Origin of the sequence: Streptococcus australis ATCC 700641 (assembly GCF_000186465.1) — a bacterium.
GTDB classification, from domain to species: domain Bacteria; phylum Bacillota; class Bacilli; order Lactobacillales; family Streptococcaceae; genus Streptococcus; species Streptococcus australis.
The window spans coordinates 273,999-297,396 of record NZ_GL636091.1 but is presented as its reverse complement, the minus strand read 5'-3'; the positions used below and the strand labels follow the sequence as shown (position 1 = coordinate 297,396).

Here is a 23,398-nt window from a genome sequence, read left to right as displayed (position 1 = left end):
TGGAACTTTAATTTAAAGTTCTATAGTTTGTATTGTTTCTAGATCTTTGGTGACGATCGCAGTATCAAATCGTATTTCAAATAAAACTAAAGATTCCCCTGCAAATTCAATAGTATTTTTGTAACCTGGTACTTTAGCAATAAACTGGTCCGCCACTTCAAAAATAGTTCTGGTACTTTTTTGAACTAAGCCCTTAGCTTTTACGTGTTCATTTCCAGAGTGTGGAATTGTAGTAAATGCAATATGAAAGTTTGATTCCATTTCCTTAATCTTATCATTATCTTTGAAAGATGCGAAATAGAGTGTATTATTGGTTGAATCAAAAACAAAATTTACTATTCTTACATTTGGAATATTGTTTACAGATGTCGCTAAGGCAATTTCTTTTTGTTCTGACATTATTTTCAAAAATTCTTTTTTTACATCCATTTATAAAACACTCCTTTTAATCAATGAAGTTATCGAACAAAAAAGGCTAATTTTTTATTTACTTATTTTTTTAAATGCTTTTTTTCTCTTTTCCATAAACTCGATCAACTCTTTCTTGAAAATAGCCTTTTCTTCTTCGGTTAGACCATTTGAATTCATACGGAAAAGAAGTTCTACATTATCTAACTCGTCTTCTTTTAGATGTTCATCCGAATTATCAACTAAATAATCAATTGATACATTTAAAACTTGTGCAATCTTGACTAAATTATCTTGTGTTGGTTTTTTAGCTCCACGTTCCCATGAAGCATAAGCTGGTTGCGAAATTCCTAGTTTTTCAGCTACATCGACTTGTGTAAGATGTGCTTGTTTTCTAAGGTTTTTTAATCGTTCCGAAAATTCCATTTTAAACCTCTAAAATTTTTTTGTATTAATTTCAAATAATCTCTTGACAAATATAACCAATGGTTATATAATATAAAATATAGCCAGAAGTTATATTGGTTTTAAAAATAATAACGCCTAACTATCGGCATTATGATCATTGACAATTAAATAAAAAGTGCGTCTGACAACCAGAGGACTGATCATCAGAACAACACATAAACTTCGTACCTTTATTGTAAATGTTTTGATAAGAAAAGTCAAGTCCGTTTTATGGTTGAAGTGAAGATATAAAACAAGACTAATTTCTTGTGGGCTTCCACGCATTTCGGACTTTCGCACTTTTCCGAATAGTAAAGTGAACTGGCTTCGCCAAAGGGCGTAAGAGAATCCCTTGGGTATGATGATGACTACCTGAAGAGATTGGCTGGGAAAGCGATGGTAATTGACGCAAAGCACCTTGCTAAACGTTGCCACCGTGGAAAGAGGGATCTTTCCAACCAAATAACTTTTCTTTACTGCTGTCTATCATTATTGATAGACTTACTCTCAAGCTACTAAGTTCTTTCCTTTTTTCACTTAGTAGCTTTTTTACTTATTACAATAAAGGAGAACGATATGCAAAACTTTTTTCGCATTACAATGTAAACGACTCTATGATAATTATGAATTCACCTATGGCATGTTTAGTGAATCTGATAAACTACAGGCTAAACTCTATGCTCAAGCGCAAGTAGATCTAGATCATCTAGCTCAAAATGCTCGTAGAAATGGCTACTCTCATGGGGATATTCAATTCTATAGTCGTATGTTTAAACGCAAACTTTTTACACACTATTACTCAAGAGTGAAGCAACTAGCTTAACTCTTTTTATTTTACACTCAGAAAGGAAAATCTTATGATCTCAGAAACACTTAAAATGAAACCAGAATTTATTGGCCCTGCTTACTATGAACGTTTAGGAAATGCTCCTAAATTTATTTTTGGAAAAGAAGGCAAATACCAACGTCACATCCTAAACAGCGCAGAGCACGGTGCCTTTCATGTCATCACACCAGCCTCTACAACGGTCATTCCAGAAGATGCTCTAGTAGAAACTGTTAACCCAATCTTTTTCCCAGATACTGCTCTAAATGGCAATACTGTTGCACCTTATCTCAATGTCTTTGCGGAAAAATTGGTAATTAAAAAATAAGAAATTAAAGGAGAAAATCACATGGCTAAAATTGGATTAAACTACGGAGAAAAACTACAAATCGCTGACAAGACTTATCGTGTCATTACAGATGGACTAGATGTCCCAGCTGTCCTTGGGAAACTGACTTTCCGAGGCATTGAAGGTCCTGATATCATCTTTGAAGTGGATCGTTCACAACGAAATCCTGATGGATCATTTGTACAAGTCAATACAGGTGAGATCCGTGGAATTGTCGTAGGAATTCATTCTTCTGTCCAGCATGAAACCCTCTTTTTCACGATCGCTGATATGTCTGAGTCTGAGATCGAGGATCTGGGTATTAAATACCGAGAAGAGGTTGAATTGGAAGATATTGTTATCACACATACTCACGTCAATCGTAATGATATCTATAAGCTCTTTGCTTCTAAAATCAAGAAAAAAACTGGAGGCACACCGACTAAAGAAAACAAACCGGTAGAAAATAAGAAGGAAAACTAGGAGGTGATACAGGATGAAACTCTTTACCTATCGGGGAAAAAGAGTTCGAGTTTTTCATCGTAAACTAAAGGGAATCACATGGTTTATCTGGTGGTTTCCTTTTTTGTTGGCTATTAGTTTCTACAGCTACTTACATCTAGAAGAATTAAAAGTCCATCCTTTACCTCAAGGATATTTTCTAGGAGCTGGACTTCTCTTTTCTTTAATCTTCTCTTGGTTTATCAATCGGGTTTGCTACAGGAAGATGCTCTTTTTTCAAAAGCTAAACAGCCTTCGAATTCTTTCTCGCTTTTTGCTCGAGAATAACCTTTATCTAGTTAAAAAGGTCAGACGTGAAAACAAGATCATTGAAAAAATCACCTTGCCTCAAGTGTATATCAAACAGTCTCGCTACAAGATTGAAGTGAGCTTCATTCTAGAAGGCAATAAGTTCCAAGATCGCTTTTTAAATCTGGGAGCTACGCTTGAAGTCATGTTTAACGGGGACTTTCGTAATAAAACCTTTGATAACCGTTTTATCAAATATGAAATTGCTATTAACCGAATTGATAGCCGAATCACAATTGATGAAGTAAAAGTCAAGGGATCCAAACTCCAGCTCATGAAAGATGTATCTTGGGATTATATTGAAGAACCTCATCTTCTCATTGGCGGTGGAACAGGTGGAGGAAAAACAGTTGTTCTCATGACTATAATCTATGCACTAGCTAAAATTGGCTTTGTTGATATCTGTGATCCAAAGAATTCTGATCTAGCTGGATTAAAGAAAATTCCAGTCTTTCATGGCCGTGTTTATACTAGTAAGGAAGATATCATCAACTGTTTTAAAGAGAATGTAGAGTTCATGGAAAAACGCTATGAGCGGATGTCCACTTCGCCAAGATTCCAAGCTGGAAAGAACTTTACTCACTATGACATGAAACCAAAATTCATCCTGGTAGACGAGTGGGCAGCCCTCATGGCCAAGATTGATCGTGACTATAGCCAACAGTCAGAACTCATGGAATACCTCTCACAATTAGTTCTAGAAGGTCGTCAAGCTGGAGTCTTTATCATCTTTGCTATGCAACGGCCCGATGGAGAATTTATCAAAACGGCTCTTCGGGATAACTTTATGAAGCGTCTTTCCGTCGGTCATTTAGAATCAACAGGCTATGACATGATGTTTGGAGATGCCAATAAAACCAAAGAGTTCAAAAAGCTAGATGAAATTAATGGTGTCAAAGTCAAAGGACGAGGCTATATCGCAAACAACGGTGAGCTGGCTGGTGAGTTTTTCTCTCCTTATGTACCGCTTGATCAAGGTTTCTCCTTCTATGATGCCTACTCTAAAATTCCCATCATGGAGTTTGAAGGAGAAGAGTTCTCAGTATTTGAAGAATATAAACCACCGCTTGAAACAATTGACCCTATAGAGGAAGAGGAGACTATAGAAAACGAATCAAACAAAAGACCACTCAAGGAATTTGCGGACGAACAAAATCTTAAAATGCCAACCTTACGCAAGATTATCTATCTCTTAACAGAACAAGGGATCATCTTTGAGCGGACTGTATCCGCTATTCTAGTGGATCCTTTTCAAGAAAAACTTCTTCTTGAAATCCTCGCTCAATTTGAAGAGGGAGGACGCAGGTCTTATCCAAAAGCAGTTGAAGCGACGATTGTTCATCATGGGCTAGGACAAGGGCAAGGGCAAGCCTGACCGCAGGTCAGGCGCAGACCGTAGCCCGAAGTTTCTAGGCCATGATGAAACTTCAACCCCCGTTTTCTAATAGGGGGGTTACATTTGGCAAAAACGCCAAGTCCACCCCTCCTCATTCCTTATGGGAGTTGGGTTTTCAATTTTTATGAAGTGTGTCACTTTCGTCAAAAAAGTGTGTCACTTCGTTAGAAAGAGGTGTTGCGATGAATGGACAAAATTAGTCCTTTTCATATTAAGAATTTCAGAAAACAAACAGGACTGAATCAAAAAGCATTTGCACAAGCTGTTGATCTCCCTACAAGAACCTATCGCTCTTATGAAACAGGCGAAAGAGGACTGACGATTGATAAGTTTAGAGAACTTAAAGAAAGACTTGGTTACTATCAAGATTGCGATAAAAACAGTCTTCGAGCTCAGATCGACTATCTACGATTGACCTTTCCTAGATTGAAGGATTTAGATGCTTTCTGTGAAAACTTTCTTCACTGCCACCTAAGTGAATTTACAGACCAAGAAACTCGTCTTATGAACTATACCCACTTATGGCAACGAGGAAATATCTGGATTTTTGATTTCTTTGATAAGTCAGTGACCAATGACTACCAAACTTGTCTTCAACTATCCGGGCAAGGATGCCGTGAGTTAGAACTACTTCTAGAAGACAAGGGGATCACTTGGCAGATCTTTCTTCAAAACATTCTTTATTCCTATGAAGACGTTCGGGTGAAGCGACTCGATATCGCTCTAGATGAACTCTATAAGGGTTATGGTCACGAGGACGAACAAATTCAAATTCCCAAATTGATTGATAAACTCTATTCCAAAGAGATTGTCCTAGACACGATCAAGAAATGGAATATTACGGGTGGTGGATCCTTCACTGACAACGAAGACATGGAGGCTAATCACGGCTTGTCCATTTACTTTGGGAGCCGTCAAAGTCAACTCTATTTCAACTTTTATGAAAAGCGCTATGAAATTGCTCGAATGGAAAACATCTCCTTGGACGAATCCTTGGAGATTTTTGGTATCTGGAATCGCTATGAACTCCGCTTTTCAGATCAGAAAGCTCAAGGCATTGTGGAAGAATACATTAACGGTGTAGACCTCGGAGAAATCGCTAGAGGCATCATCAATAAAGAAATCCAAGTCTATGATGGTCTCACTCGCTTCGGAGCCTATAAACCTGATGAAAAATGGCAAAAACTCTTTGGAGGTGTTGAACCCTTAAAACTTTCAACCAATCCACAACCATACAGTATTGAGCGAACGATTCGCTGGCTTACCTATCAAGTTGCGAACTCTCTTGCACTAGTCACTGAAGCAGACAAGATCCTCCAAACAGAATACATGAAAATGATTCAGAATAGCGGAGAGATCACTGATCGAGGAAAAGCCATGTTAAGACTTCTCAAAGCCAATAAACACTATGAACACTAGAAAGGAAAAGCAATATGGAATACAAAGTTCAAATCAATTCACTAGAAAACTTTAAAGCATGGTCTGGTGGACTAACCACCTTAAACACCGTCCGTGAACGTGGTGGAGTAGATACTCTAACCGTCATTTGTGAAGATATCTTCTCTGGTGATACTCCAACAGAAGGACAAATCAATGACTGGCTCTGGTTTGATTCAGATTTTATCTACCAAGCTCTAGGCTACGATGATCTGCTTGAGGCTTCTTGAGATGCTGAAGAAGATTTATCAAGCAGATTTTCTGCTTCTTCCAGAACAAGAATTCTGGCATATGTACGTTCTCTTACGAAAAGGAAAGGACTTCTACTATGAATGCGCTGGAAGATCTACCGAAAAACCACCAGATGCGAAAGGTTTCTATGACTATGAACATGCCTGTTTCACGCTAGATGGTCAAGTGTTGAGCGTAAATAAAAAAATGCGCCCCTCACTCATTACTTATATCCAAAAGACCATCAAAGACAATCAAGAAACATTTAGAAAGGAAATTGAAATGGCTACTAAAACTATTTTTGAAAAGAAAGTCTCTCAAGTCACGAATGAACTGGGAGAATTACTTAAAAAGAAAGATCATAGAGAGGCTTGGACCAAGGCTGGAGAATTAAATAGTCTCCTAAAAAAAGAAGAAGCCAAAGACCTAAAACCTGACCTGATTGAACAACTTCAAACTGAGCTACGAGGCTACTATTACATTAATGGCGAGATCGAAAAAGCCAATAAGCGCCTCTATGCGAAAGGCTCAAAGCTCATTGAGCTTGCTGGTCTCTAAAGGAGGATATATGGATAAAGCTAAACGCTATTTGCTTCAAGCAAAAGAATATCTCTCACACTTTAAAAAGGTGGAGAAAAAAGGAGGTCCACCAAAACTAAAAGTCACCAATAAAAAGACCGTCAATATTGCAGTCATAGGAGGGATTTCTTTCCTCCTTTTTGTTGGTCTCTTGGGATCTATTCGTGCTATCACACTCTCAAATAAGGTAGGTACACTACAAGCTCAAGTAGAGGCCACTCAAAAGCAACAGACAAAGCCTATGGAGTCGAGTAGAAAATATGACTATAAACTCCAGTATTATCTGAATGATTATGTCTATGCTTATTTCACACTTCCTAATGAAGGTGAAAAACAAAAAGAGCAAGTGGACTACTTAAATAAATTCTACAACTTCATCCCTGATGTAAAATCTCAAGGGCAAGTTCGAAACCCCAGCTCACTTCTCTATTCTCAGTTAGTGACTGTAGAAGGAAAAGTTGCGACCTATAAGGTTAAATACAAGGAAAGCATCCATCGGGATAACAACACAGAAGAAAAAGAAATTGTGACAGGTTTCAATATTCCTTTTGATGAAAAAGATGGAAAGTACTATATCTCCGGCCTTCCTTGGTTCTCTGCTATTGAATCCTCACAAGCTGGACACTTTAGCGAAGATGATAAGCTCCAACTAACCGCTAACGACCACTTTTCAGATACTCAGCGTAAGAAGGTAGAAAAATTCCTCAAGATCTTCTTTACAAACTACACCACAAACCAAGATAATCTTAATCTGATCGCTAAAAATGTGGATATCATCGCAAATAGCACTTTCAAAACGATCGACTACACTTATCTCAAACAGGACGGTGATGATTTAATCGCTTATGTCCAAGCTACCTTTGAAGTTGGAGGTACCACTCACTCAGAAAACTTCACCTTTACTCTCTCAGAAAAAGAAAAGACCTACTATGTCACAAAACTAGAACACACCATTCCACTGAATTATGCAAATGATAAAGAATAGGAGAACTCTATGAATACAGACAATCTACGAACCTTCCTCCAGGGCGATGGAATTTGGATCCTGACAGCCATTGCCGTGCTCTTAGCGATTAAGGCTTGGCGAAACAGCTCTTGGCTTCAACTCTTCTCTGTCGTTGGTTTCTATGCCGTTATTGTTTCCATTGCGAAAGGACAAGATATCCTAAAAGCAGTCGGCTGGTTCCTGCGACTCTTCGGTATTGAATCAGGACTTTAAGTATGAATGAAGAAAGACTGTATGATTACAGTAAGGGACTAAATGCTCCTTATTGGATCCAAGAAATCAAGACAAAAAAGGGCACTCGACTATGGTACTTTGCGACACCGATGCAGTTGTCCTTTTTCATTGTCTTTATCATCGTTTTTGTGGCCATGTTACTCTTTGGAGGATTTATCTTTGTGCCACTCGCAAAAATCACTCACTCAATTTCTCTCTTGCTCTATTGGTATCTCCCTTATAAATTAGCCAAGTTCTACACCGAATACGAGCCTCATGGAAAAAAGATGCACGTCTTTATTGGAGATTACCTGATTTACTTCTGGGATTTTAAGCTAAACAAAAAAGCTATCTACCATGAAGATCGAATAGAGCCTGTAGAAGAAATTGTCTTTGAAAAAACAAATCTATAGAAAAGGAGGACCTATGAGTATTACTTTAACCTATCCTATAAGGGAAACACATGAAAATCTAGCTCTCAAAAAAGATCAAACCGTCGTTGCTTATTATCGTATTCCAAACACTCCTATCACGATTACGGATGATGAAAAAAAGGGCAAACACAAAATCACTGTTGCTCAAATGATGAAGAAGCTCCAGAAAAACAAGTTCTTTGAAATATCTCTGATCCCTAAAGACTATCTTTTAGAGGAGAAAATGCGGGACTTTTCAGATGCTCTAGCAGATGACAGCCGAGAACTAGGAGAAGAACTTCTTCTTTACACGGTGGATCGTCTAACGGATGAAATGGAAATTCCTTATCAGTTTGACTGGGTCGTTGGAGTGACCTTGCGCAAACAAAATCATGGAGCGACCGTCAAAGACTTGGCCTATGAGAGCTTCAATGAGTTCTCAGAAAAAATTGCCAAGGGTCTTGGCTATGAATATGAATTAAGTCCCACTTGGTATGAAGACTATAAAAGTGATGAATTCACTATTTTTCAAGCCTTCTCTGTCCTTCGGGCAAAACGGTTATCTAATGAAGAACTCTTTTATTACCAGCGGATGCAATATCTCCGCTATATCCCTCACTACAAGAAGGAGGTGCTCGCTAATCGTGCTCAATTCAATATCACAGATACCTTGATCAAAGTCCTAAAAGGTGGCTTTCTTAAGCTAGAAAGCCCTTATGGATCTTCTTTTGTGACTATTCTTCCGGTTGGTAAATTTCCTGTTCAATTCAATGGTTTTCATCTTGGCGAATTTATCCAACGCTTAAACTTTCCCGTTGAGCTACGAATCAAGGCAGAATTCATTGATACCAACAAGATCAAGGGACGAATGGGACGATCGAATACACGTTACAGAAACATCATGGAAGAGGCAGAAAACACCGATACTGTCCAACAAGATGAGATCATTATGGGTTCCATCTCCCTAAAGGACTTAATGAAGAAAGTCGGAAACAAGGAAGATATCATCGAATATGGAGCCTATCTGATTATCTCTGCTTCAAGTGTGAATCAGCTCCGTCAAAGACGACAAGTGGTTTTGAACTACTTTGATGATATGGGGGTTGAAATTAGTGAAGCCTCTCAAGACGGACCTTATCTCTTCCAAGCTCTGCTTTATGGTGAAAACCTCCAAAAGAAAACTCGCACCTGGACACATATGGTCACAGCCCGTGGATTTTCAGAACTCATGCCCTTCACCAATACCTCTTCTGGGAACCGTATTGGTTGGTATATCGGCCGAGTGGATAATTGGACAGGTCGTTGGGACAATATTGCAAAAGCCATTGATTCCTCAAAGAACATTGTCCTCTACAATGCGACAGTCGGAAATAAAGAAGATATTGCTGGAAAGATCACCAAGAACCCGCATATCATCATTACGGGTGCAACAGGACAAGGAAAATCCTTCCTTGCTCAGATCATCTTTTTAAGTGTGGCTTTACAGAATGTCAAGACACTTTATATTGACCCTAAACGTGAACTTAGAAATCACTATCAAGAAGTGATCAACTCACCTGAATTTGCACATCTCTATCCTGAACGCAAGAAACAGATTGAGAACTTTAACTTTGTAACACTGGATAGCTCACTACCATCCAACCACGGAGTCTTAGATCCTATTGTCGTTCTAGATAAAGAACAAGCTGTAGAGGTCGCAAAAAACATGCTTGAGTTTCTACTACAAGCTGTAGATGATGTCACGATGGATCAAAAAACAGCTATCACAGAAGCTATTAATGCGATTGTAGAAAAACGAGTCGCTGGTGAGAAGGTCGGATTTAAACACGTCCTAAAAGTTCTGAGAGACTCCACTTCCTCTGAAATTGCTTCGGTTGGCCGTTACCTGACCTCAATTGTGACGAATTCTATCTTGGAACTAGCCTTTTCAGATGGGACCACTCAAGGGCTTAACTACGAGTCACGAGTGACTATTCTAGAGGTCAATAACCTCAAACTACCAAAGGACGATTCCACAAAAATTTCAGATCATGAACGCAACTCTATTGCCCTCATGTTTGCGCTTGGTGCCTTCTGTACCCACTTTGGAGAACGAAATGAAAATGAAGATACGATTGAGTTCTTTGACGAAGCTTGGATTCTTATGAAGTCCGCAGAAGGAAAAGCCGTTATCAAAAATATGCGTCGGATTGGACGCTCCAAAAATAATACCTTGGCACTGATTACTCAGTCTGTACATGATGCAGAAAATGACGATGATACTACTGGATTCGGGACTATCTTTGCTTTTTATGAAAAATCTGAACGTGAAGATATCTTAAAACACGTCAATCTCGAAGTCACTGAAAGCAATCTCGAATGGATTGACAATATGATCTCTGGTCAATGCCTGTACTATGACGTGTATGGCAATCTCAATATGATTTCTGTACACAACATCTTTGAAGATATTGATATGCTTTTAAAACCAATGAAAGCCACAGTATCATCAAGCCTTGAAAATAAATACGCTAGTTAGGAGGTGAATCTATGCAAGAAGCTTTTGACAAACTAAGAGGAGTCGATATCTTTTCCCTTAAGTCCTATATGGAGCCAACTGGGTTCGCTTCCTTTAACGGGGCTTGGGTACTGATTAATGAGCTTTTCGTCAACTTCTTCTTTTTCATTCTAAACGCAGTGGTGGGCTTCTTTTCTTTGCTGATTCGAATTCTTGAAAAGATTGATCTCTACTCCAACTACAAGAACTATGTATTTAATGGAGCAATGAATATTTGGAAAGGATTCATCGGTTCAAGCTCTGGTGGAGTCGCAAAACAATCACTCGTTTCAATGTTGCTTCTGATTCTAGCGTTTTATCTCTTTTATCAGTTTTTCTTTTCGAAAGGAGCTTTTTCAAGAACACTCCTTCATGTCTTTCTAGTTCTCATCCTTGGTTTTGGTTATTTTGGAACAATAGCTGGAACATCAGGTGGTCTATATCTACTTGATACTATCAATCATGTCTCTCAAGATGTCACTAAAAATATCACGAATATTAAGGTAGAATATGGCAATAATAAATCCATTAAAATTGGAGATTCTATGGCAGATAGCTATATTGCAGAAACATCTTATAAAGCCTATGTCTTTGTCAATACAGGTCAAGAAAATGGGAAATATAAGAATAGCCAAGATGGGAAACAAGAGACTTTTGACGATAGTAAGGTATTAGGAACAGGCGATAAGAATGGAAACTTTAAAGCAGTTAAATCGAAAGATCGCAATAAATATCTGGATGAACTAGGAAATGGAGCCAATGATGATGGTGAAAAGAACCGTTGGGTTTCAGCTATGCCAGATTTCATCTTTACTCGCATGTTTTATGTCATCTTCAAAATTTGTGAAGCCTTTGTATTAGCGATACCGGTTATTTTGATTCAAATGTTAAACGTCATCGCTCAAACACTTGTCTTGATGATGATTCTGCTCTTTCCAATTGTGCTACTAATGTCCTTTGTACCAAGAATGCAGGATCTGATTTTTGGAGTTTTGAAAGTCATGTTTGGCGGACTACTTTTCCCAGCTATTACGAGTCTATTAACTCTATTAGTCTTCTACATTGAGAAAATGATTGAAAATATCGTCATTACAGGCTTTGATGGTATTCTTAAAACTCTTCCATCCCTGATCATCTTCGGCCTTGTCTTTAAACTACTCATTTCAGTTGTCTCAAAAGGACTTGTATATTTCCTTCTATGGAAATACAAAGCTGAGTTGATCCAATTCATTCTTGGATCTAAAGCACGTATGGTTGCGAATGACATAGGAAATAAAGTTGAAAAAGGAGTCACAAAGACCAGAGAGGTAGCTTCACAAGTCCCATCGAGAAGCCTTTCATCTGCTCAACACCTTGGGAACTTTGCCCTAGCAGGTGCTGGTTTGGGAGCTGGAATGGTCATGAATGCAAAGAGTCACTTCCAAAATGTTGGTTCTTTCTTTACCAATAAGGAATCGGAACACCAACCTGATGAAGTACTCCCAACAGAAACACTTGAGACGCCAACAAGTCCAGATACTCCAGAACCAAACATTCCGAAAACAAAGGCAATTCCTGAGAAGGTTAAACCAGTTGAAGAAAAAACACCAACTCCTTCAATGAAATCCCCAATCACAGCGGAGCCAACATCAAGTTCAAACGAGGAATTCCAAACTCTTAAAGAAGAATGGATTTCTCCATTTAAACAACTTCGCATTAATAGTATTGAGCGCAAATTAGAGGAATATAAAGATCCTCAATCCATGTACAAAGCCCAAGGATCTAATGCTTTCACTCGTGCTTACAGAAAGACCATGACACGAGATGATAAATTAAGAGCCAATATTGAACGAAGAGACCGATTAACAGAATGCTTAAAACAACTCAGAGGAGAATGATATGAATACCAAAATACGCTCAAGAACTTCTTTTCCAAGAGTTCTTGAAGAAACTCTTTATCAGGCCTACCAAGAAGGAAAACGCTCAGTCGATTTCCTTCTTTTATTTCCAGTCACAGAACAAGAGCGAGACCAAATTATCTTACAGGCTAAGTCCTATTCAGTCGTTTTAGATGCAAAATGGCGTTTTGGGACTGTTTTGTTCACTGCTTATATAAGACATTAACTAGAAAGGAGATTCGATGAAAAAACTAAAATGGTTTCTATTAGCTGGTCTCATTCCTCTCTTTCTACCGGTCCTCATTATCATTATCCTTATGGGGGCTGTCGGAGGTGGTGGAACGAATGGCTCACCCCAATCCCAAAATGAAGTGACTTATGCGGATCACTGGTCAGATGGAGACCCTTATACTCATAACCTACTTGTTCATCGCTTCGGTATCACGGCAGAGCAATTAGACGGCTTTTTAGATACGTTAGGAATCTCCTATGATAAGAATCGAATTAATGGAAAGAAACTCCTCGAATGGGAAGCTAAATCTAATCTTGATGTCCGTGGAATTGTTGCGATCGCACTGAATGAAAGCTCTCTTGGAACTGCTGGAGTAGCCACCAATCCTGGAGCTAATATGTTTGGTTTTGGAGCCTATGACTCCAACCCAGAATATGCCAATAACTTTAATGATGAGATTGCTGTTGTCGGACTAACCCAGCAAACCATCATTGGAAATAAAAACCAAACCTTCAAAATCCAAGATGACAAAGCTAAAAAGTTTGCGAATGGAACACTCAATCCAGCAACTGATGGTGGAGTCTATTTCACAGATACTACTGGATCGGGAAAAAGACGTGCAGAAACCATGCAAAAACTGGATGCCTTCATTGATGAACATGGAGGAACACCAAAAGCACCTGAACAAACGACAGGAAAAACTAGAGATGGTGGAGGAGTAACTTCAAATGATATACCGGTAGGTTACAGTCTGACAACAGCTATTGATACCACAGGATATATCACTAGTACCTATCCTTGGGGACAATGTACCTGGTATGTCTTCAACCGTGGGAAACAAGTCGGAGTCAACTTTGATCCATTTATGGGAAATGGTGGTCAATGGATGAATAAGCCAGGTTTCACAACAACCCATACACCAACAGAACACTCTGCTCTATCATTTAGTCCTGGACAAGCTGGAGCTGATCCAATATACGGACACATTTCATTTGTGGAACAGGTTAAATCTGACGGCTCAATTCTTGTCTCAGAATGCAATGTTAAGGGATTAGGAATTATTAGTTACCGTACTTTTGATGCAGAAACCGCCAAACAATTTACATATGTTATAGGACATTAGAAAGGATAATTATATGGATACACTACAACAAGTAAAACTAGATAAAATCGAAAATCTATTACAGGTTCTGGTAAATCTTCTTGATAAAAGATCAGATACTAATCAGTTAGAAATCATGACCCAAAAGGAAGTCCTCAAAGAACTGAATATTTCCCCTAATACACTTAAAAGTTGGGAACGTAAAGGACTACCACGATTGGAGCCACCAATCGAAGGGACCCGAACAGTGTATTATAAACGTGGGGATATTCTTAAATTCTTGACCATCTGAGGTAAACTAAATGCAAATTGAGACAATAGAAAGAAACAATAAGAAAGTTCTTAAGAAAATCAAAAAAGATGGTTCTATAACTTATTCTATGAAAGGAGCTTATTTAGGAACTGATAAAAAAACAGGAAAACAAGTTACAACTACTATATCAGCTCCAACACTAAAAGCCTTAGATCGCAAATATTTAGAGACTAAAAGAAAATTCGAAGAAAATGATTCTACTCGAAAAGAAACTCTATCTGTCGGTACTATAAAAGAACTGTCAGAATTTTGGTATGATAGTTATAAATCTTGGGTATCCTCTGATAATACAAGAAATAGAGTAAGGGGATATTTGGATACATATATCCTCCCAAAATTTGGTGATTATAAAATAGATTCTATTGAATCTACTGAAATTCAAAAATGGGTTGATCAGCTAGCAGAAAAAGCTCGAATAGAAATAAATAAGGGAAAACGTAAGGCAGATAAAGGAAAGGCATCTGATTATGGTGCAGTCGTTCATAAACTAAAAGATATTCTCGATTTCGGAATGGTACACTTTAATCTAAAGAATAATCCCGTAAAACAAGTCAGGATACCCCCAAAGCCTAAATCACCTCAAAACCGAATTCAAGTTCTACATGAAAAAGATATCGCTATATGGTTGAATTACTTAGATACGCTCCCAAACTCAAGAGCCAACAGGCGCTTTAAACTTATTTGTAATACTCTTTTAGCTTCTGCCTTACGAATTAATGAACTATTAGCATTGGAAGTTGATGACTTACTTTTCGAATCGTCAGAAATTAACGTAAATAAAACTCTTATGTGGAGGAGAGGAGACAAAACCTTAGGTACTAAAGGTAAGGTGATTTGTAAAAATTCTGCGAAAACTGATTCAGGAAATCGCAAAGTACCAGTACCTATTACCATTATTCAAGAGCTTAAAGATTTTAACAATGAAATGAATAATTACTTTGAAAAACATGGGCTTCCAAAATCTAAGTTGATATTTCCCACTATCTATGGAAATTACATGACTGATCGAAATGAGCGAGCTACTCTTATTAAACGATTAAAAGAGTTAGGTTTACCTGATTATGGTTTTCACCTATTCCGCCATACTCATGCATCTTTAATGCTCAACTCTGGAGCAAATTGGAAAGAATTACAAGAACGTATGGGTCACAAATCTATTTCAACCACAATGGATATCTATGCGGAATTAGATCCTAACCGAAAGAATGAAGCAGTCGATATTTTAATGGAACGACTTTCACAAATAAAAGGTGAAAATTAACAGTCATTTGAAACTCTACCTTTTTCTCTACCTTTTCTTCATAAACAGTCGTAAAGGCTGTTAAAATAAGCTTTTTAAGTATATAAGTTAACTTTTACAGAAGAAAAAAATTTATTAAGCTAAAAGCCATTGAAACGTTGATTTCAAAGGCTTTTAGCTTTTTGCCAAATGCGAACTATTGTACTGTATTTCAATTCAAACTCTAGCTTTTTAAGATGGCAAAACATTCATCGTTATCCATCGAAGAAACTTTGCCTTTTTCTACGATTCTTAATTAGAAACTCATTCCTTGAAAAAACGATTCACATCTGACTGACATGCTTCCAATAGTGTTTGTTCATCCGTTAATTCGAGTAGTTGCAATCCTTCATCGACCAACTTTTTATCAGTTAAACAAATTCCAAGTGTCACTTTAGCATTTCCTAGAAAATCATATCGCTTACTTTTTTTGGCCGTATCTAACAATAGATAACTGATACTAGTACACTTCTCCATCAAACCATTCCACAGAAAAATACTAGCTAAATTAGAGAGTAATTTATACTTGGTGGGAAGAATCTCTGTATAATCAGAGTAATCGTTCAGTCTATCTATAAATTCATCACAGATAGAAATCACTGTTTCTAGTGGAAGTGTAAATAAAATAACGACAATTAATTTTAGGTCACTATGATACCAGACATCCTGATTTTTAATTTCGTTCCATGCTTCCGTGGCCATCGTTCTTACCTTCTCATCTGGACCAGATTCTCTTAAACAAAGAATGACCTCTACTCTCTTTAGTATATTTAACACAGGAATATCATTAGGATGTTTTTTTAAATAAGCTACACTCTTATTCTTCAGTTCCAATAATTTATCATTTGATTGGTAGGCATTGTTATCTTCTGCTAATAAGATAATTTCTTCTCTATCGGAGTGGTGGTAAGAATGGCATATATATCGAAATTCTTCGAAATCTAGGCCAACTTGCTTTAGAAGATGCTCCATGGACTCAAAACTAGGTACTACTTGGTTCGATTCAATACGCGATAAATGCGCTCTTGAAATGTAACCCTGGCAAACTTCCTCTTGACTAATATGTTTTGATTTCCGTATTTTTTTATAGATCGTACCGTAATCCCAACGCATAACAGCTCCACCTCTAATTATGTGTATATATGTGACATTTTTACATTTCGATATATGTTTAGTATATCATATATATTAAAGAAAGATGTGAAAACGTGTAAAAAATCACTATTTATTCTTTATAGCATCACTCCCACTCTTCAATTTGTTAGATAGTTGGCGATGGTGGGGATTCCATTAATTGAAGGGATGTGTCCATAGATGAACAAAAGAAGCTTCAAAAAAATGTCTCTAATATTTATTTTAGGTATCATTGTAGGTCTATTCTTAATCCCATTACTTAGACCACTTATAGTTGATTGGCTAAAAACTATATTTGGTTAATAGTAACGTTAACCTTATTTAACAAAAAAGTTTTCCCTTTTATTTTTTAATAGCATTGTTTTGACAAATTAACTTCCACGTTTATTGGCGGTAGAAGTTGGTTTGAGAATTTAGCACTTTGATGATCTTAGATCATTATAATCCTACAAGTACAGGTATGACTTTTAGTTTTAGATATTCTCATTAGTTTAATTAAAGGAGGGACTGCGTTATGGTAACTAAGTATTACAAGTATATTCCTTGGTTGGTTTTAGGAGCTATTGGATCTTATGAGTCCGCAACTTATTTTGGACATAGTACATTTGATATACTGTATTTATCTATTGTTTTTATGATTGTTTACGTAGCTTTGTTCATTCTACACGAAAAATATCTGAAATATAAATATAAAGAAATATTTACACAGATTATGAGCAATCCTGAAAAAGATCATCATCATTAGTAAGATATAACACAATAAAACCCTAGCACTCAGATTGTACTGACCCAAAAAAAGTTAGACAAATAGGCTATCCAAAGGATTTAGTTCCGTATTTCACAGGACTAAATCCTTTTGGTTTTTCCTTAATTCGTTTGTTGTTCTAATAATCAATATAGTCTACAATAGCTTGTTCCAATTGTTTAAGCGACTTAAATATATTCTCATAACCATAAAACATTTCTGATTTTAAAATGCCTAAGAAGGATTCCATCATGTTGTTATCTGGGCTATGTCCTTCATAGCGAAACTTCCTCTGAAACACTTTCAGAGGAAGGAATTTGGTGCGCTCTTTTTCCAATTTGTTTTGGCTAAAAAACGATGAAATCAAGCACTAAAAAACCAGTAGAAGATACCCTAACACGGATTTCCACTGGATTTTACATTTTTCATACTAACAATCTTTCCGACTTAATTGATAAGAATATAGGATCGGAATGAAAACAATGGTGAGGATGACGATCCCCATTACATAAGGGACAGCGAACTGAATACCTGCTTCAATAAGGAGGATCAATCCTCCAATCACCCACAACTTCCCTGCCAAGCGATGGGTTTTGTGCCAGTTATCTTCACTCTGCAAGGTCCAAGGCAGACGGATCCCAACCGTGTGGTTCACTTTCAACTTAGGCATGTAATTGCCCATGATCACAAAGATGAGGCCTAGCAAAGCAGAAACAACAATAGAGGGATTGGTCGTAGAGCCTAGCGCCTTACTATATATGAGATAGGAGACGATTAAGGAGACGATTGGAATCAACCAGTAGATCACTTTGACCATTTTCTCATTCATCGTGCGGTTCTTAGGATCACGTCCGATCATAAAGATCACAAATAGATGCACCAAGAGAAGGAAAAAAGGAAGACCAAACACGGCCAGTGGCTTCGATTGGAAATTATTGGCCTGACCTGCAAGGTTGAAGTGAATGGAAATTTGGTTAGGCAATTGTGACCAAATGATCAAGCCCCAAATCATGGGCAAGAGTATCACAAAAGAGGTTAAGGCCAATAATTTTTTAGTTGTTTTCATCAGTAGAATCTCCTTTCAAATCAACGAGCCAGACCATTAAATCCTCCAAGACAGAAGTATTGAGTTCATAGTAGATAAAATTCTTTTCTTTTTCCTCTCGAATTAAATCCGCCTGCTTGAGGATGCTTAAATGATGGGAAATGGTCGCTCCTGCTACATCAAAGTGGCCAGCAATATCGCCAGCAGATAATTTCCCCGCCTTTAGCAGTTCTAAGATGCTTCTTCGTATCGGATTCGATAAAGCTTTAAATGTTTGCGCAAAATTCATTCTCTATCTCCTCTAATCTATTTAGATATCTTTCTAAATAGATTGTAAACCTTTCATATAATTTTGTCAACTCTATTTAGAAAAAAATCTAAATAGTTTCGGAAAACTGCCTGACAAGAATCTACTTTGTTGAAAAGCTCATCCCTGCCCTTTGATAGAAGCGACAAGTATTGATTTTTCCAGAAAAAAGCGTATAATCAAATTCATACTATTTAAAGGGAGTCTCTATGAAGAAGAGTTTTATTCACCAGCAAGAAGAAATTTCATTTGTAAAAACAACGTTTACCCAGTATTTGAAAGATAAGCTAGAAGTTGTCGAAGTTCAAGGACCTATCTTGAGCAAGGTAGGAGATGGAATGCAGGATAACCTATCAGGTGTAGAACATCCAGTTTCCGTTAAAGTCTTACAAATTCCTAATGAAACCTATGAAGTCGTTCATTCCCTAGCGAAATGGAAACGTCATACCTTGGCGCGGTTTGGCTTTGGGGAAGGGGAAGGTCTCTTCGTCCATATGAAGGCCCTTCGTCCGGATGAGGATTCGTTGGATGCGACCCACTCAGTTTATGTCGATCAGTGGGACTGGGAGAAGGTCATTCCAAACGGCAGCCGCAACCTTGCATACTTGAAAGAAACAGTCGAAAAAATCTACAAGGCCATTCGCTTGACGGAGCTAGCTGTCGAAGCTCGCTATGATATTGAATCTATCTTACCTAAACAAATCACCTTTATCCACACAGAAGAGTTGGTAGAGCGTTACCCTGACTTGACGCCGAAAGAACGGGAAAATGCCATCACCAAAGAATATGGAGCCGTCTTTTTGATTGGGATTGGTGGCGTCTTATCAGATGGCAAACCGCATGATGGACGGGCGCCGGACTATGATGACTGGACGACAGAAACAGAAAATGGCTACAAGGGCTTAAACGGGGATATCCTTGTTTGGAATGATAACCTAGGGGCGGCATTCGAATTATCTTCTATGGGGATTCGGGTTGATGAAGACACCCTCAAGCGCCAGATTGCTATTACAGGAGATCAAGATCGTTTAGAATTGGAATGGCACCGTGCGCTCTTGAATGGCCTCTTTCCACTAACTATCGGAGGAGGGATCGGTCAATCGCGGATGGCCATGTTCTTGCTTCGTAAGAAACATATCGGAGAAGTCCAAACCAGTGTTTGGCCGCAGGAAGTTCGCGAACAATATGAAAATATCTTATAAAATAGTTGAAAGTAAAGAAACGAAAGAAACGAAAGAAATCGAGCCTTGCATGTGATGCGGGCTCGATTTTTATGGGCTGGAGAAGTTCCCCTTTTTCTATTCCTGATGGGCTTGTAGGCTGATTTTATCGCTTGAGCGCTGTCACGGACTAGAAATTATGATAAAATAAATAGTACAAAGCAAGCAAAGGAGTGGTATCTATGAAATTACAAAAACCAAAAGGAACCCAAGATATCCTGCCACAGGAATCCGCTAAGTGGCAATATGTAGAAGGATTTGCTCGCGAAACCTTTAAAAAATACAATTACGCAGAGATCCGCACACCTATTTTTGAACATTACGAGGTCATTAGTCGTTCGGTAGGGGATACAACGGATATCGTGACCAAGGAGATGTACGACTTCTATGATAAGGGTGATCGTCATATCACTTTGCGTCCGGAAGGGACAGCACCAGTGGTCCGCTCCTATGTTGAAAATAAACTCTTTGCACCAGAAGTTCAAAAACCAAGCAAGGTCTATTATATCGGTCCTATGTTCCGCTATGAGCGCCCTCAGGCTGGCCGTCTGCGTCAATTCCACCAGATTGGTGTAGAGTGTTTTGGATCTAGCAATCCTGCAACAGACGTCGAGACGATTGCCATGGCTGACCAATTCTTCAAAGAGATTGGCATTGAAAATGTCGTCCTCCACTTGAATACCCTAGGTAGCACAGCCAGTCGGACGGCTTATCGTCAAGCTTTGATTGACTACCTCCTTCCAATGAAGGACCAACTTTCAAAGGATAGCCAACGTCGTTTAGAGGAAAATCCGCTCCGCGTTTTGGATTCAAAAGAAAAAGAAGACAAACAAGCGGTTGAGAATGCTCCATCTATTCTGGACTACTTGGACGAAGAAAGCCAGGAACACTTTGATGCTGTCCGGGCTATGCTAGACGGTCTAGGAATTGACTATGTCATCGACACCAACATGGTTCGTGGCCTAGACTATTACAACCACACCATTTTCGAATTCGTGACAAAAGTCGATGGAAATGAACTGACTGTTTGTGCGGGAGGCCGTTACGATGGCTTGGTAGAATATTTTGGTGGGCCAGCAACTCCAGGATTCGGTTTCGGGATGGGACTGGAACGTCTCTTGTTGATCCTCGATAAACAAGGAGTTGAACTTCCTGTTGAGGCATCGTTGGATGTCTATGTGGCTGTTCTGGGTTCAGAAGCAGAAGTAGCCGCCTTGGAATTGGTTCAGGCTCTTCGTCGTCAAGGCTTTATCGCAGAACGTGATTACCTAGGACGTAAGTTGAAGGCTCAGTTCAAGTCAGCTGACGTCTTTGGGGCAAAAACCATCATTGCCTTAGGTGGTAGCGAGGTTGAAAGTGGCCAAATCACCGTCAAAAATAACCAGACTCGTCAGGAAGTGACCACTTCCATCGAAGACGTAAAAAACGATTTTCAGACTATCTTGAATCAACTTTAAAAAGAAAAGACGGGTGCCTAGAGGGTATCGGTCTTTTTGTATACCATCTATCATCTCTTTGTGGAGAAAGCTGACAGTTGGGTCCATTTTTGATATACTAGTAGGGTGTGCATGTGCCCTTTAGCACTTGCAAGTCTAGTAAAGGAAAAAACAAGATATGAGTGAAAAAGAAAAAGAATCGCATAAACTTGGCTTAAGTGTCGGGTCCAATTTTCAAAATACTCAAGAGCTACGAAAAGTATTGGAACAATCAATTAGCCGGGAAGAAGAAGTTTTGACCGCTAGTCAACCGGTGGAATCAGAGCAGGACCTGGAAGAGAGCCAAGTTGATGGAGAAGGGTCCGAAACGGAAGCTTCGACCGAAACTCTAAGTCGCTTATCACGATCTGGTCATCATCGCAAAGAGAAGGTTGAAGCGAGGACGAAAGACCAAGAGGATATAGAAGAGACATTAGAAGATCAAGAAGATGAAAAGTCGTTGGGTCGCTATGCTATTAAGCGACCAGTTCCCTTGTCACTACCAATTGCTTTTAGCGTCCTACTCGGGATGGTCCATGTAGCTCTTCCTTTTATCAACTTACTTGCGACCAATCAACAAACTCAGGACTTATATGCTGGTTGGGCAATTTCTCAAGGTCAAGTTCCCTATGGTCATTTCTTTGGGGTCAATGGTTTGCTCTACTATGGTCTCAGTGGCTTAGGAAGTTTGGTAGGAGGTCAAGTTCTCCTGGTGGTCTTCCAGATTTTAGCCTACTTTTTTGCTGGGACGAGCCTATATCGGATGGTCAGAAGCCTGGTTGCAAGTGAAAAAATTGCAGGACAAGTTCAGCTACTCTTCTACCTTCTTGCTGGAGTGCTTGGATTTGGTGGGAACTATGCTGTCTTTTATGCCCTTCCCTTCCTCTTTGGCTCTATGAATTTCATTCTTGCTTATCTAGAGGGTGAGAAAACAGACGAATCCTTTGTCGTCTACGGTGCAGGAGCCTGTTTGGCCTTTATGATTGTGCCATGGCTGAGTGTGATTTTTTATCTGCTAGCTTTTCTGGGATTGACAGCCTATCATGTGAAGCAAAAGAAATTAGCCCATGGCTTCTATCAATTTCTTGCTACCCTCTTGGGATTCTCGCTTCTCTTTTATCCTTTAGGATACATCACCGTGTGGAACGGCTCTTTTGGATATGCAATCCATCAGACCTTGTATAGTCTCCGCTCCCTCCAGTTTGATGCCGGGCATCTCTTTGCCAACCTAGTTTATTACTGTTTATTGCTGTTGACGCTTGGTTTCGCTTCAGCTTTCGTCATGTCCTTCCGAAAAGTATCAACAAGTGGTCAACGTGTGATTCGGTTTATGAGTTGGTTCGGTCTTCTGCTAGTTGTTGCAGTTGTGGTTGGGACACCAGAGCAAGGGGCCTATCAGTTCCTTAGCCTGTTACCTTTTGGCCTTCCCTTGTTAGCCCTTTGGTTTGCTGGGGATGAGTCGACTTATCAGCGCCGAAAGATGAAGAACAATTCAATCTGGGACCTTTATTTCTCCAGTCAAGCCTTCCTACCGATTTTGGCAATGGCTTATTTAGTGGGCTATCCAGTTGTGAATCAATTGGTTCTCCAAAACAATCTAACTAGTGACCGAAGTGCAATTGCTCAGTATATCAAGAGTCATAGCGATTCCAAAGATACTATCTATGCTTGGGATCAGACAGCTCATCTCTATCAAGAAAGTGGTCGCTTAGCAGCTTCAGCCTTCCTAACTCCGACTGCCTATATGGGGCCGAGGGAAAATCGAACCAATCTGATCAATCAGATTAAGCAAGCCAAGCCGAAGTTTATTGTGGTCAATAAGGACCTAGATGTAACGTCTGCTCTGCAGAAAGTTCTAACCAAAAATTATGAAAAAGTGAACCAGAAGGGTTCGCAGTACACCTTGTACCAATATAAATAGACTATCAATATCTTGTGGTTTTGAAATGAAATAACATTTTTTGCCACAAGATATTGATTTTTTATTTTTGAGTGATATAATATGGGGTGAATTGTATTTGTATAAAAAAGAAAGTGGG

The 23,398-nt window shown here is 38.7% G+C and carries 24 protein-coding genes and 1 pseudogene; 19 read left to right on the top strand and 6 right to left on the bottom strand.

What is annotated here, in order from left to right; genetic code table 11:
• Positions 1-12: 12 nt before the first annotated feature.
• Together HMPREF9421_RS01525 and HMPREF9421_RS01520 are read right to left on the bottom strand one after the other, a co-directional pair.
• Positions 13-429 carry a pyridoxamine 5'-phosphate oxidase family protein gene (locus tag HMPREF9421_RS01525; protein ID WP_006595227.1) on the bottom strand — a complete coding sequence of 139 codons (417 nt, stop codon included), beginning with the start codon at positions 427-429 and terminating at the stop codon, positions 13-15.
• A gap of 54 nt (positions 430-483) precedes the next feature.
• A complete protein-coding gene (locus tag HMPREF9421_RS01520) occupies positions 484-834 on the bottom strand; it encodes a helix-turn-helix domain-containing protein (protein ID WP_006595226.1) in 351 nt (116 codons plus the stop codon).
• A gap of 878 nt (positions 835-1,712) precedes the next feature.
• Here HMPREF9421_RS01520 and HMPREF9421_RS01510 point away from each other — a divergent pair.
• The 15 genes from HMPREF9421_RS01510 (at position 1,713) to HMPREF9421_RS01440 (ending at position 15,415) form a co-directional block, all read left to right on the top strand.
• Positions 1,713-2,009 carry a hypothetical protein gene (locus HMPREF9421_RS01510; protein ID WP_006595224.1) on the top strand — a complete coding sequence of 99 codons (297 nt, stop codon included), beginning with the start codon at positions 1,713-1,715 and terminating at the stop codon, positions 2,007-2,009.
• A 21-nt stretch (positions 2,010-2,030) separates the two neighbouring features.
• Complete coding sequence (locus HMPREF9421_RS01505) at positions 2,031-2,492, top strand: hypothetical protein (protein WP_006595223.1); 462 nt, start codon at positions 2,031-2,033, stop codon at positions 2,490-2,492.
• Between the two features lie 13 nt (positions 2,493-2,505).
• Positions 2,506-4,194: an FtsK/SpoIIIE domain-containing protein gene (locus HMPREF9421_RS01500; RefSeq protein ID WP_006595222.1), complete on the top strand. Its 1,689-nt coding sequence runs from the start codon at positions 2,506-2,508 to the stop codon at positions 4,192-4,194.
• 207 nt (positions 4,195-4,401) lie between these two features.
• On the top strand, positions 4,402-5,634 hold the full coding sequence (locus HMPREF9421_RS01495; RefSeq protein WP_006595221.1) for a replication initiation factor domain-containing protein: 1,233 nt from the start codon (positions 4,402-4,404) through the stop codon (positions 5,632-5,634).
• Between the two features lie 14 nt (positions 5,635-5,648).
• Positions 5,649-5,882: a hypothetical protein gene (locus HMPREF9421_RS01490; protein ID WP_000456042.1), complete on the top strand. Its 234-nt coding sequence runs from the start codon at positions 5,649-5,651 to the stop codon at positions 5,880-5,882.
• Between the two features lies 1 nt (position 5,883).
• The gene (locus HMPREF9421_RS01485) at positions 5,884-6,441 is read left to right on the top strand and encodes a hypothetical protein (RefSeq protein WP_006595220.1); all 558 of its coding nucleotides are present in this window, start codon (positions 5,884-5,886) and stop codon (positions 6,439-6,441) included.
• Positions 6,442-6,451: 10 nt separating this feature from the next.
• Positions 6,452-7,447: a conjugal transfer protein gene (locus HMPREF9421_RS01480; protein WP_006595219.1), complete on the top strand. Its 996-nt coding sequence runs from the start codon at positions 6,452-6,454 to the stop codon at positions 7,445-7,447.
• 9 nt (positions 7,448-7,456) lie between these two features.
• On the top strand, positions 7,457-7,681 hold the full coding sequence (locus HMPREF9421_RS01475; protein ID WP_003005585.1) for a TcpD family membrane protein: 225 nt from the start codon (positions 7,457-7,459) through the stop codon (positions 7,679-7,681).
• A gap of 2 nt (positions 7,682-7,683) precedes the next feature.
• Positions 7,684-8,094 (top strand): conjugal transfer protein, encoded by a 411-nt coding sequence (locus tag HMPREF9421_RS01470; protein WP_006149323.1) that lies wholly within the window; start codon positions 7,684-7,686, stop codon positions 8,092-8,094.
• 13 nt (positions 8,095-8,107) lie between these two features.
• The gene (locus tag HMPREF9421_RS01465; protein ID WP_006597062.1) at positions 8,108-10,612 is read left to right on the top strand and encodes an ATP-binding protein; all 2,505 of its coding nucleotides are present in this window, start codon (positions 8,108-8,110) and stop codon (positions 10,610-10,612) included.
• 11 nt (positions 10,613-10,623) lie between these two features.
• Positions 10,624-12,507 (top strand): phage tail family protein, encoded by a 1,884-nt coding sequence (locus HMPREF9421_RS01460; protein WP_006595217.1) that lies wholly within the window; start codon positions 10,624-10,626, stop codon positions 12,505-12,507.
• A 1-nt stretch (position 12,508) separates the two neighbouring features.
• The gene (locus HMPREF9421_RS01455) at positions 12,509-12,733 is read left to right on the top strand and encodes a hypothetical protein (protein WP_006595216.1); all 225 of its coding nucleotides are present in this window, start codon (positions 12,509-12,511) and stop codon (positions 12,731-12,733) included.
• A 16-nt stretch (positions 12,734-12,749) separates the two neighbouring features.
• Positions 12,750-13,862, top strand: a complete 1,113-nt coding sequence (locus HMPREF9421_RS01450; RefSeq protein WP_006595215.1) for a CHAP domain-containing protein — start codon at positions 12,750-12,752, stop codon at positions 13,860-13,862.
• 13 nt (positions 13,863-13,875) lie between these two features.
• Positions 13,876-14,133, top strand: coding sequence for a MerR family transcriptional regulator (locus HMPREF9421_RS01445; RefSeq protein ID WP_006152868.1), 258 nt, complete (start codon positions 13,876-13,878; stop codon positions 14,131-14,133).
• Positions 14,134-14,143: 10 nt separating this feature from the next.
• Complete coding sequence (locus tag HMPREF9421_RS01440) at positions 14,144-15,415, top strand: tyrosine-type recombinase/integrase (RefSeq protein ID WP_006595214.1); 1,272 nt, start codon at positions 14,144-14,146, stop codon at positions 15,413-15,415.
• A gap of 282 nt (positions 15,416-15,697) precedes the next feature.
• On the opposite strand, the gene HMPREF9421_RS01435 is transcribed toward HMPREF9421_RS01440, so the two are convergent.
• Positions 15,698-16,546: a helix-turn-helix domain-containing protein gene (locus HMPREF9421_RS01435; RefSeq protein ID WP_006595213.1), complete on the bottom strand. Its 849-nt coding sequence runs from the start codon at positions 16,544-16,546 to the stop codon at positions 15,698-15,700.
• A gap of 535 nt (positions 16,547-17,081) precedes the next feature.
• On the opposite strand from HMPREF9421_RS01435, the gene HMPREF9421_RS01430 reads away from it, so the two are divergent.
• Positions 17,082-17,312, top strand: a complete 231-nt coding sequence (locus HMPREF9421_RS01430; protein WP_006595212.1) for a hypothetical protein — start codon at positions 17,082-17,084, stop codon at positions 17,310-17,312.
• A gap of 67 nt (positions 17,313-17,379) precedes the next feature.
• Here HMPREF9421_RS01430 and HMPREF9421_RS10540 read toward each other — a convergent pair.
• The 3 genes and pseudogenes from HMPREF9421_RS10540 to HMPREF9421_RS01415 form a co-directional block, all read right to left on the bottom strand.
• Positions 17,380-17,586: pseudogene (locus tag HMPREF9421_RS10540) on the bottom strand (IS3 family transposase); the annotation flags it as partial.
• Positions 17,587-17,742: 156 nt separating this feature from the next.
• Positions 17,743-18,378, bottom strand: coding sequence for an SdpI family protein (locus HMPREF9421_RS01420; protein WP_006595210.1), 636 nt, complete (start codon positions 18,376-18,378; stop codon positions 17,743-17,745).
• Positions 18,365-18,646: an autorepressor SdpR family transcription factor gene (locus tag HMPREF9421_RS01415; RefSeq protein ID WP_006595209.1), complete on the bottom strand. Its 282-nt coding sequence runs from the start codon at positions 18,644-18,646 to the stop codon at positions 18,365-18,367. Before HMPREF9421_RS01415 ends, HMPREF9421_RS01420 begins: the two co-directional genes overlap by 14 nt.
• Positions 18,647-18,873: 227 nt before the next feature.
• On the opposite strand from HMPREF9421_RS01415, the gene asnA reads away from it, so the two are divergent.
• From asnA to HMPREF9421_RS01400, 3 genes are all read left to right on the top strand, one after another.
• The gene (gene asnA, locus HMPREF9421_RS01410) at positions 18,874-19,866 is read left to right on the top strand and encodes an aspartate--ammonia ligase (protein ID WP_006595208.1); all 993 of its coding nucleotides are present in this window, start codon (positions 18,874-18,876) and stop codon (positions 19,864-19,866) included.
• A 200-nt stretch (positions 19,867-20,066) separates the two neighbouring features.
• Positions 20,067-21,341 carry a histidine--tRNA ligase gene (hisS, locus tag HMPREF9421_RS01405; RefSeq protein ID WP_006595207.1) on the top strand — a complete coding sequence of 425 codons (1,275 nt, stop codon included), beginning with the start codon at positions 20,067-20,069 and terminating at the stop codon, positions 21,339-21,341.
• Positions 21,342-21,498: 157 nt separating this feature from the next.
• Entirely contained in the window at positions 21,499-23,280 is a 1,782-nt protein-coding gene (locus HMPREF9421_RS01400; RefSeq protein WP_006595206.1) for a hypothetical protein, read from the top strand.
• The last annotated feature ends 118 nt before the right edge of the window (positions 23,281-23,398 follow it).

What these genes read in the sequence shown, in the direction of transcription:
- HMPREF9421_RS01520 (WP_006595226.1), bottom strand. Translation starts at nt 834, where the DNA reads ATGGAATTTTCGGAACGATTAAAAAACCTTAGAAAACAAGCACATCTT.
- HMPREF9421_RS01400 (WP_006595206.1), top strand. Translation starts at nt 21,499, where the DNA reads ATGAGTGAAAAAGAAAAAGAATCGCATAAACTTGGCTTAAGTGTCGGG.
- HMPREF9421_RS01440 (WP_006595214.1), top strand. Translation starts at nt 14,144, where the DNA reads ATGCAAATTGAGACAATAGAAAGAAACAATAAGAAAGTTCTTAAGAAA.
- HMPREF9421_RS01445 (WP_006152868.1), top strand. Translation starts at nt 13,876, where the DNA reads ATGGATACACTACAACAAGTAAAACTAGATAAAATCGAAAATCTATTA.
- HMPREF9421_RS01485 (WP_006595220.1), top strand. Translation starts at nt 5,884, where the DNA reads ATGCTGAAGAAGATTTATCAAGCAGATTTTCTGCTTCTTCCAGAACAA.
- HMPREF9421_RS01460 (WP_006595217.1), top strand. Translation starts at nt 10,624, where the DNA reads ATGCAAGAAGCTTTTGACAAACTAAGAGGAGTCGATATCTTTTCCCTT.
- HMPREF9421_RS01480 (WP_006595219.1), top strand. Translation starts at nt 6,452, where the DNA reads ATGGATAAAGCTAAACGCTATTTGCTTCAAGCAAAAGAATATCTCTCA.
- HMPREF9421_RS01510 (WP_006595224.1), top strand. Translation starts at nt 1,713, where the DNA reads ATGATCTCAGAAACACTTAAAATGAAACCAGAATTTATTGGCCCTGCT.
- HMPREF9421_RS01500 (WP_006595222.1), top strand. Translation starts at nt 2,506, where the DNA reads ATGAAACTCTTTACCTATCGGGGAAAAAGAGTTCGAGTTTTTCATCGT.
- asnA (WP_006595208.1), top strand. Translation starts at nt 18,874, where the DNA reads ATGAAGAAGAGTTTTATTCACCAGCAAGAAGAAATTTCATTTGTAAAA.
- HMPREF9421_RS01525 (WP_006595227.1), bottom strand. Translation starts at nt 429, where the DNA reads ATGGATGTAAAAAAAGAATTTTTGAAAATAATGTCAGAACAAAAAGAA.
- HMPREF9421_RS01430 (WP_006595212.1), top strand. Translation starts at nt 17,082, where the DNA reads ATGGTAACTAAGTATTACAAGTATATTCCTTGGTTGGTTTTAGGAGCT.
- HMPREF9421_RS01435 (WP_006595213.1), bottom strand. Translation starts at nt 16,546, where the DNA reads ATGCGTTGGGATTACGGTACGATCTATAAAAAAATACGGAAATCAAAA.
- HMPREF9421_RS01505 (WP_006595223.1), top strand. Translation starts at nt 2,031, where the DNA reads ATGGCTAAAATTGGATTAAACTACGGAGAAAAACTACAAATCGCTGAC.
- HMPREF9421_RS01470 (WP_006149323.1), top strand. Translation starts at nt 7,684, where the DNA reads ATGAATGAAGAAAGACTGTATGATTACAGTAAGGGACTAAATGCTCCT.
- HMPREF9421_RS01450 (WP_006595215.1), top strand. Translation starts at nt 12,750, where the DNA reads ATGAAAAAACTAAAATGGTTTCTATTAGCTGGTCTCATTCCTCTCTTT.
- HMPREF9421_RS01415 (WP_006595209.1), bottom strand. Translation starts at nt 18,646, where the DNA reads ATGAATTTTGCGCAAACATTTAAAGCTTTATCGAATCCGATACGAAGA.
- HMPREF9421_RS01455 (WP_006595216.1), top strand. Translation starts at nt 12,509, where the DNA reads ATGAATACCAAAATACGCTCAAGAACTTCTTTTCCAAGAGTTCTTGAA.
- HMPREF9421_RS01490 (WP_000456042.1), top strand. Translation starts at nt 5,649, where the DNA reads ATGGAATACAAAGTTCAAATCAATTCACTAGAAAACTTTAAAGCATGG.
- HMPREF9421_RS01475 (WP_003005585.1), top strand. Translation starts at nt 7,457, where the DNA reads ATGAATACAGACAATCTACGAACCTTCCTCCAGGGCGATGGAATTTGG.
- hisS (WP_006595207.1), top strand. Translation starts at nt 20,067, where the DNA reads ATGAAATTACAAAAACCAAAAGGAACCCAAGATATCCTGCCACAGGAA.
- HMPREF9421_RS01465 (WP_006597062.1), top strand. Translation starts at nt 8,108, where the DNA reads ATGAGTATTACTTTAACCTATCCTATAAGGGAAACACATGAAAATCTA.
- HMPREF9421_RS01420 (WP_006595210.1), bottom strand. Translation starts at nt 18,378, where the DNA reads ATGAAAACAACTAAAAAATTATTGGCCTTAACCTCTTTTGTGATACTC.
- HMPREF9421_RS01495 (WP_006595221.1), top strand. Translation starts at nt 4,402, where the DNA reads ATGGACAAAATTAGTCCTTTTCATATTAAGAATTTCAGAAAACAAACA.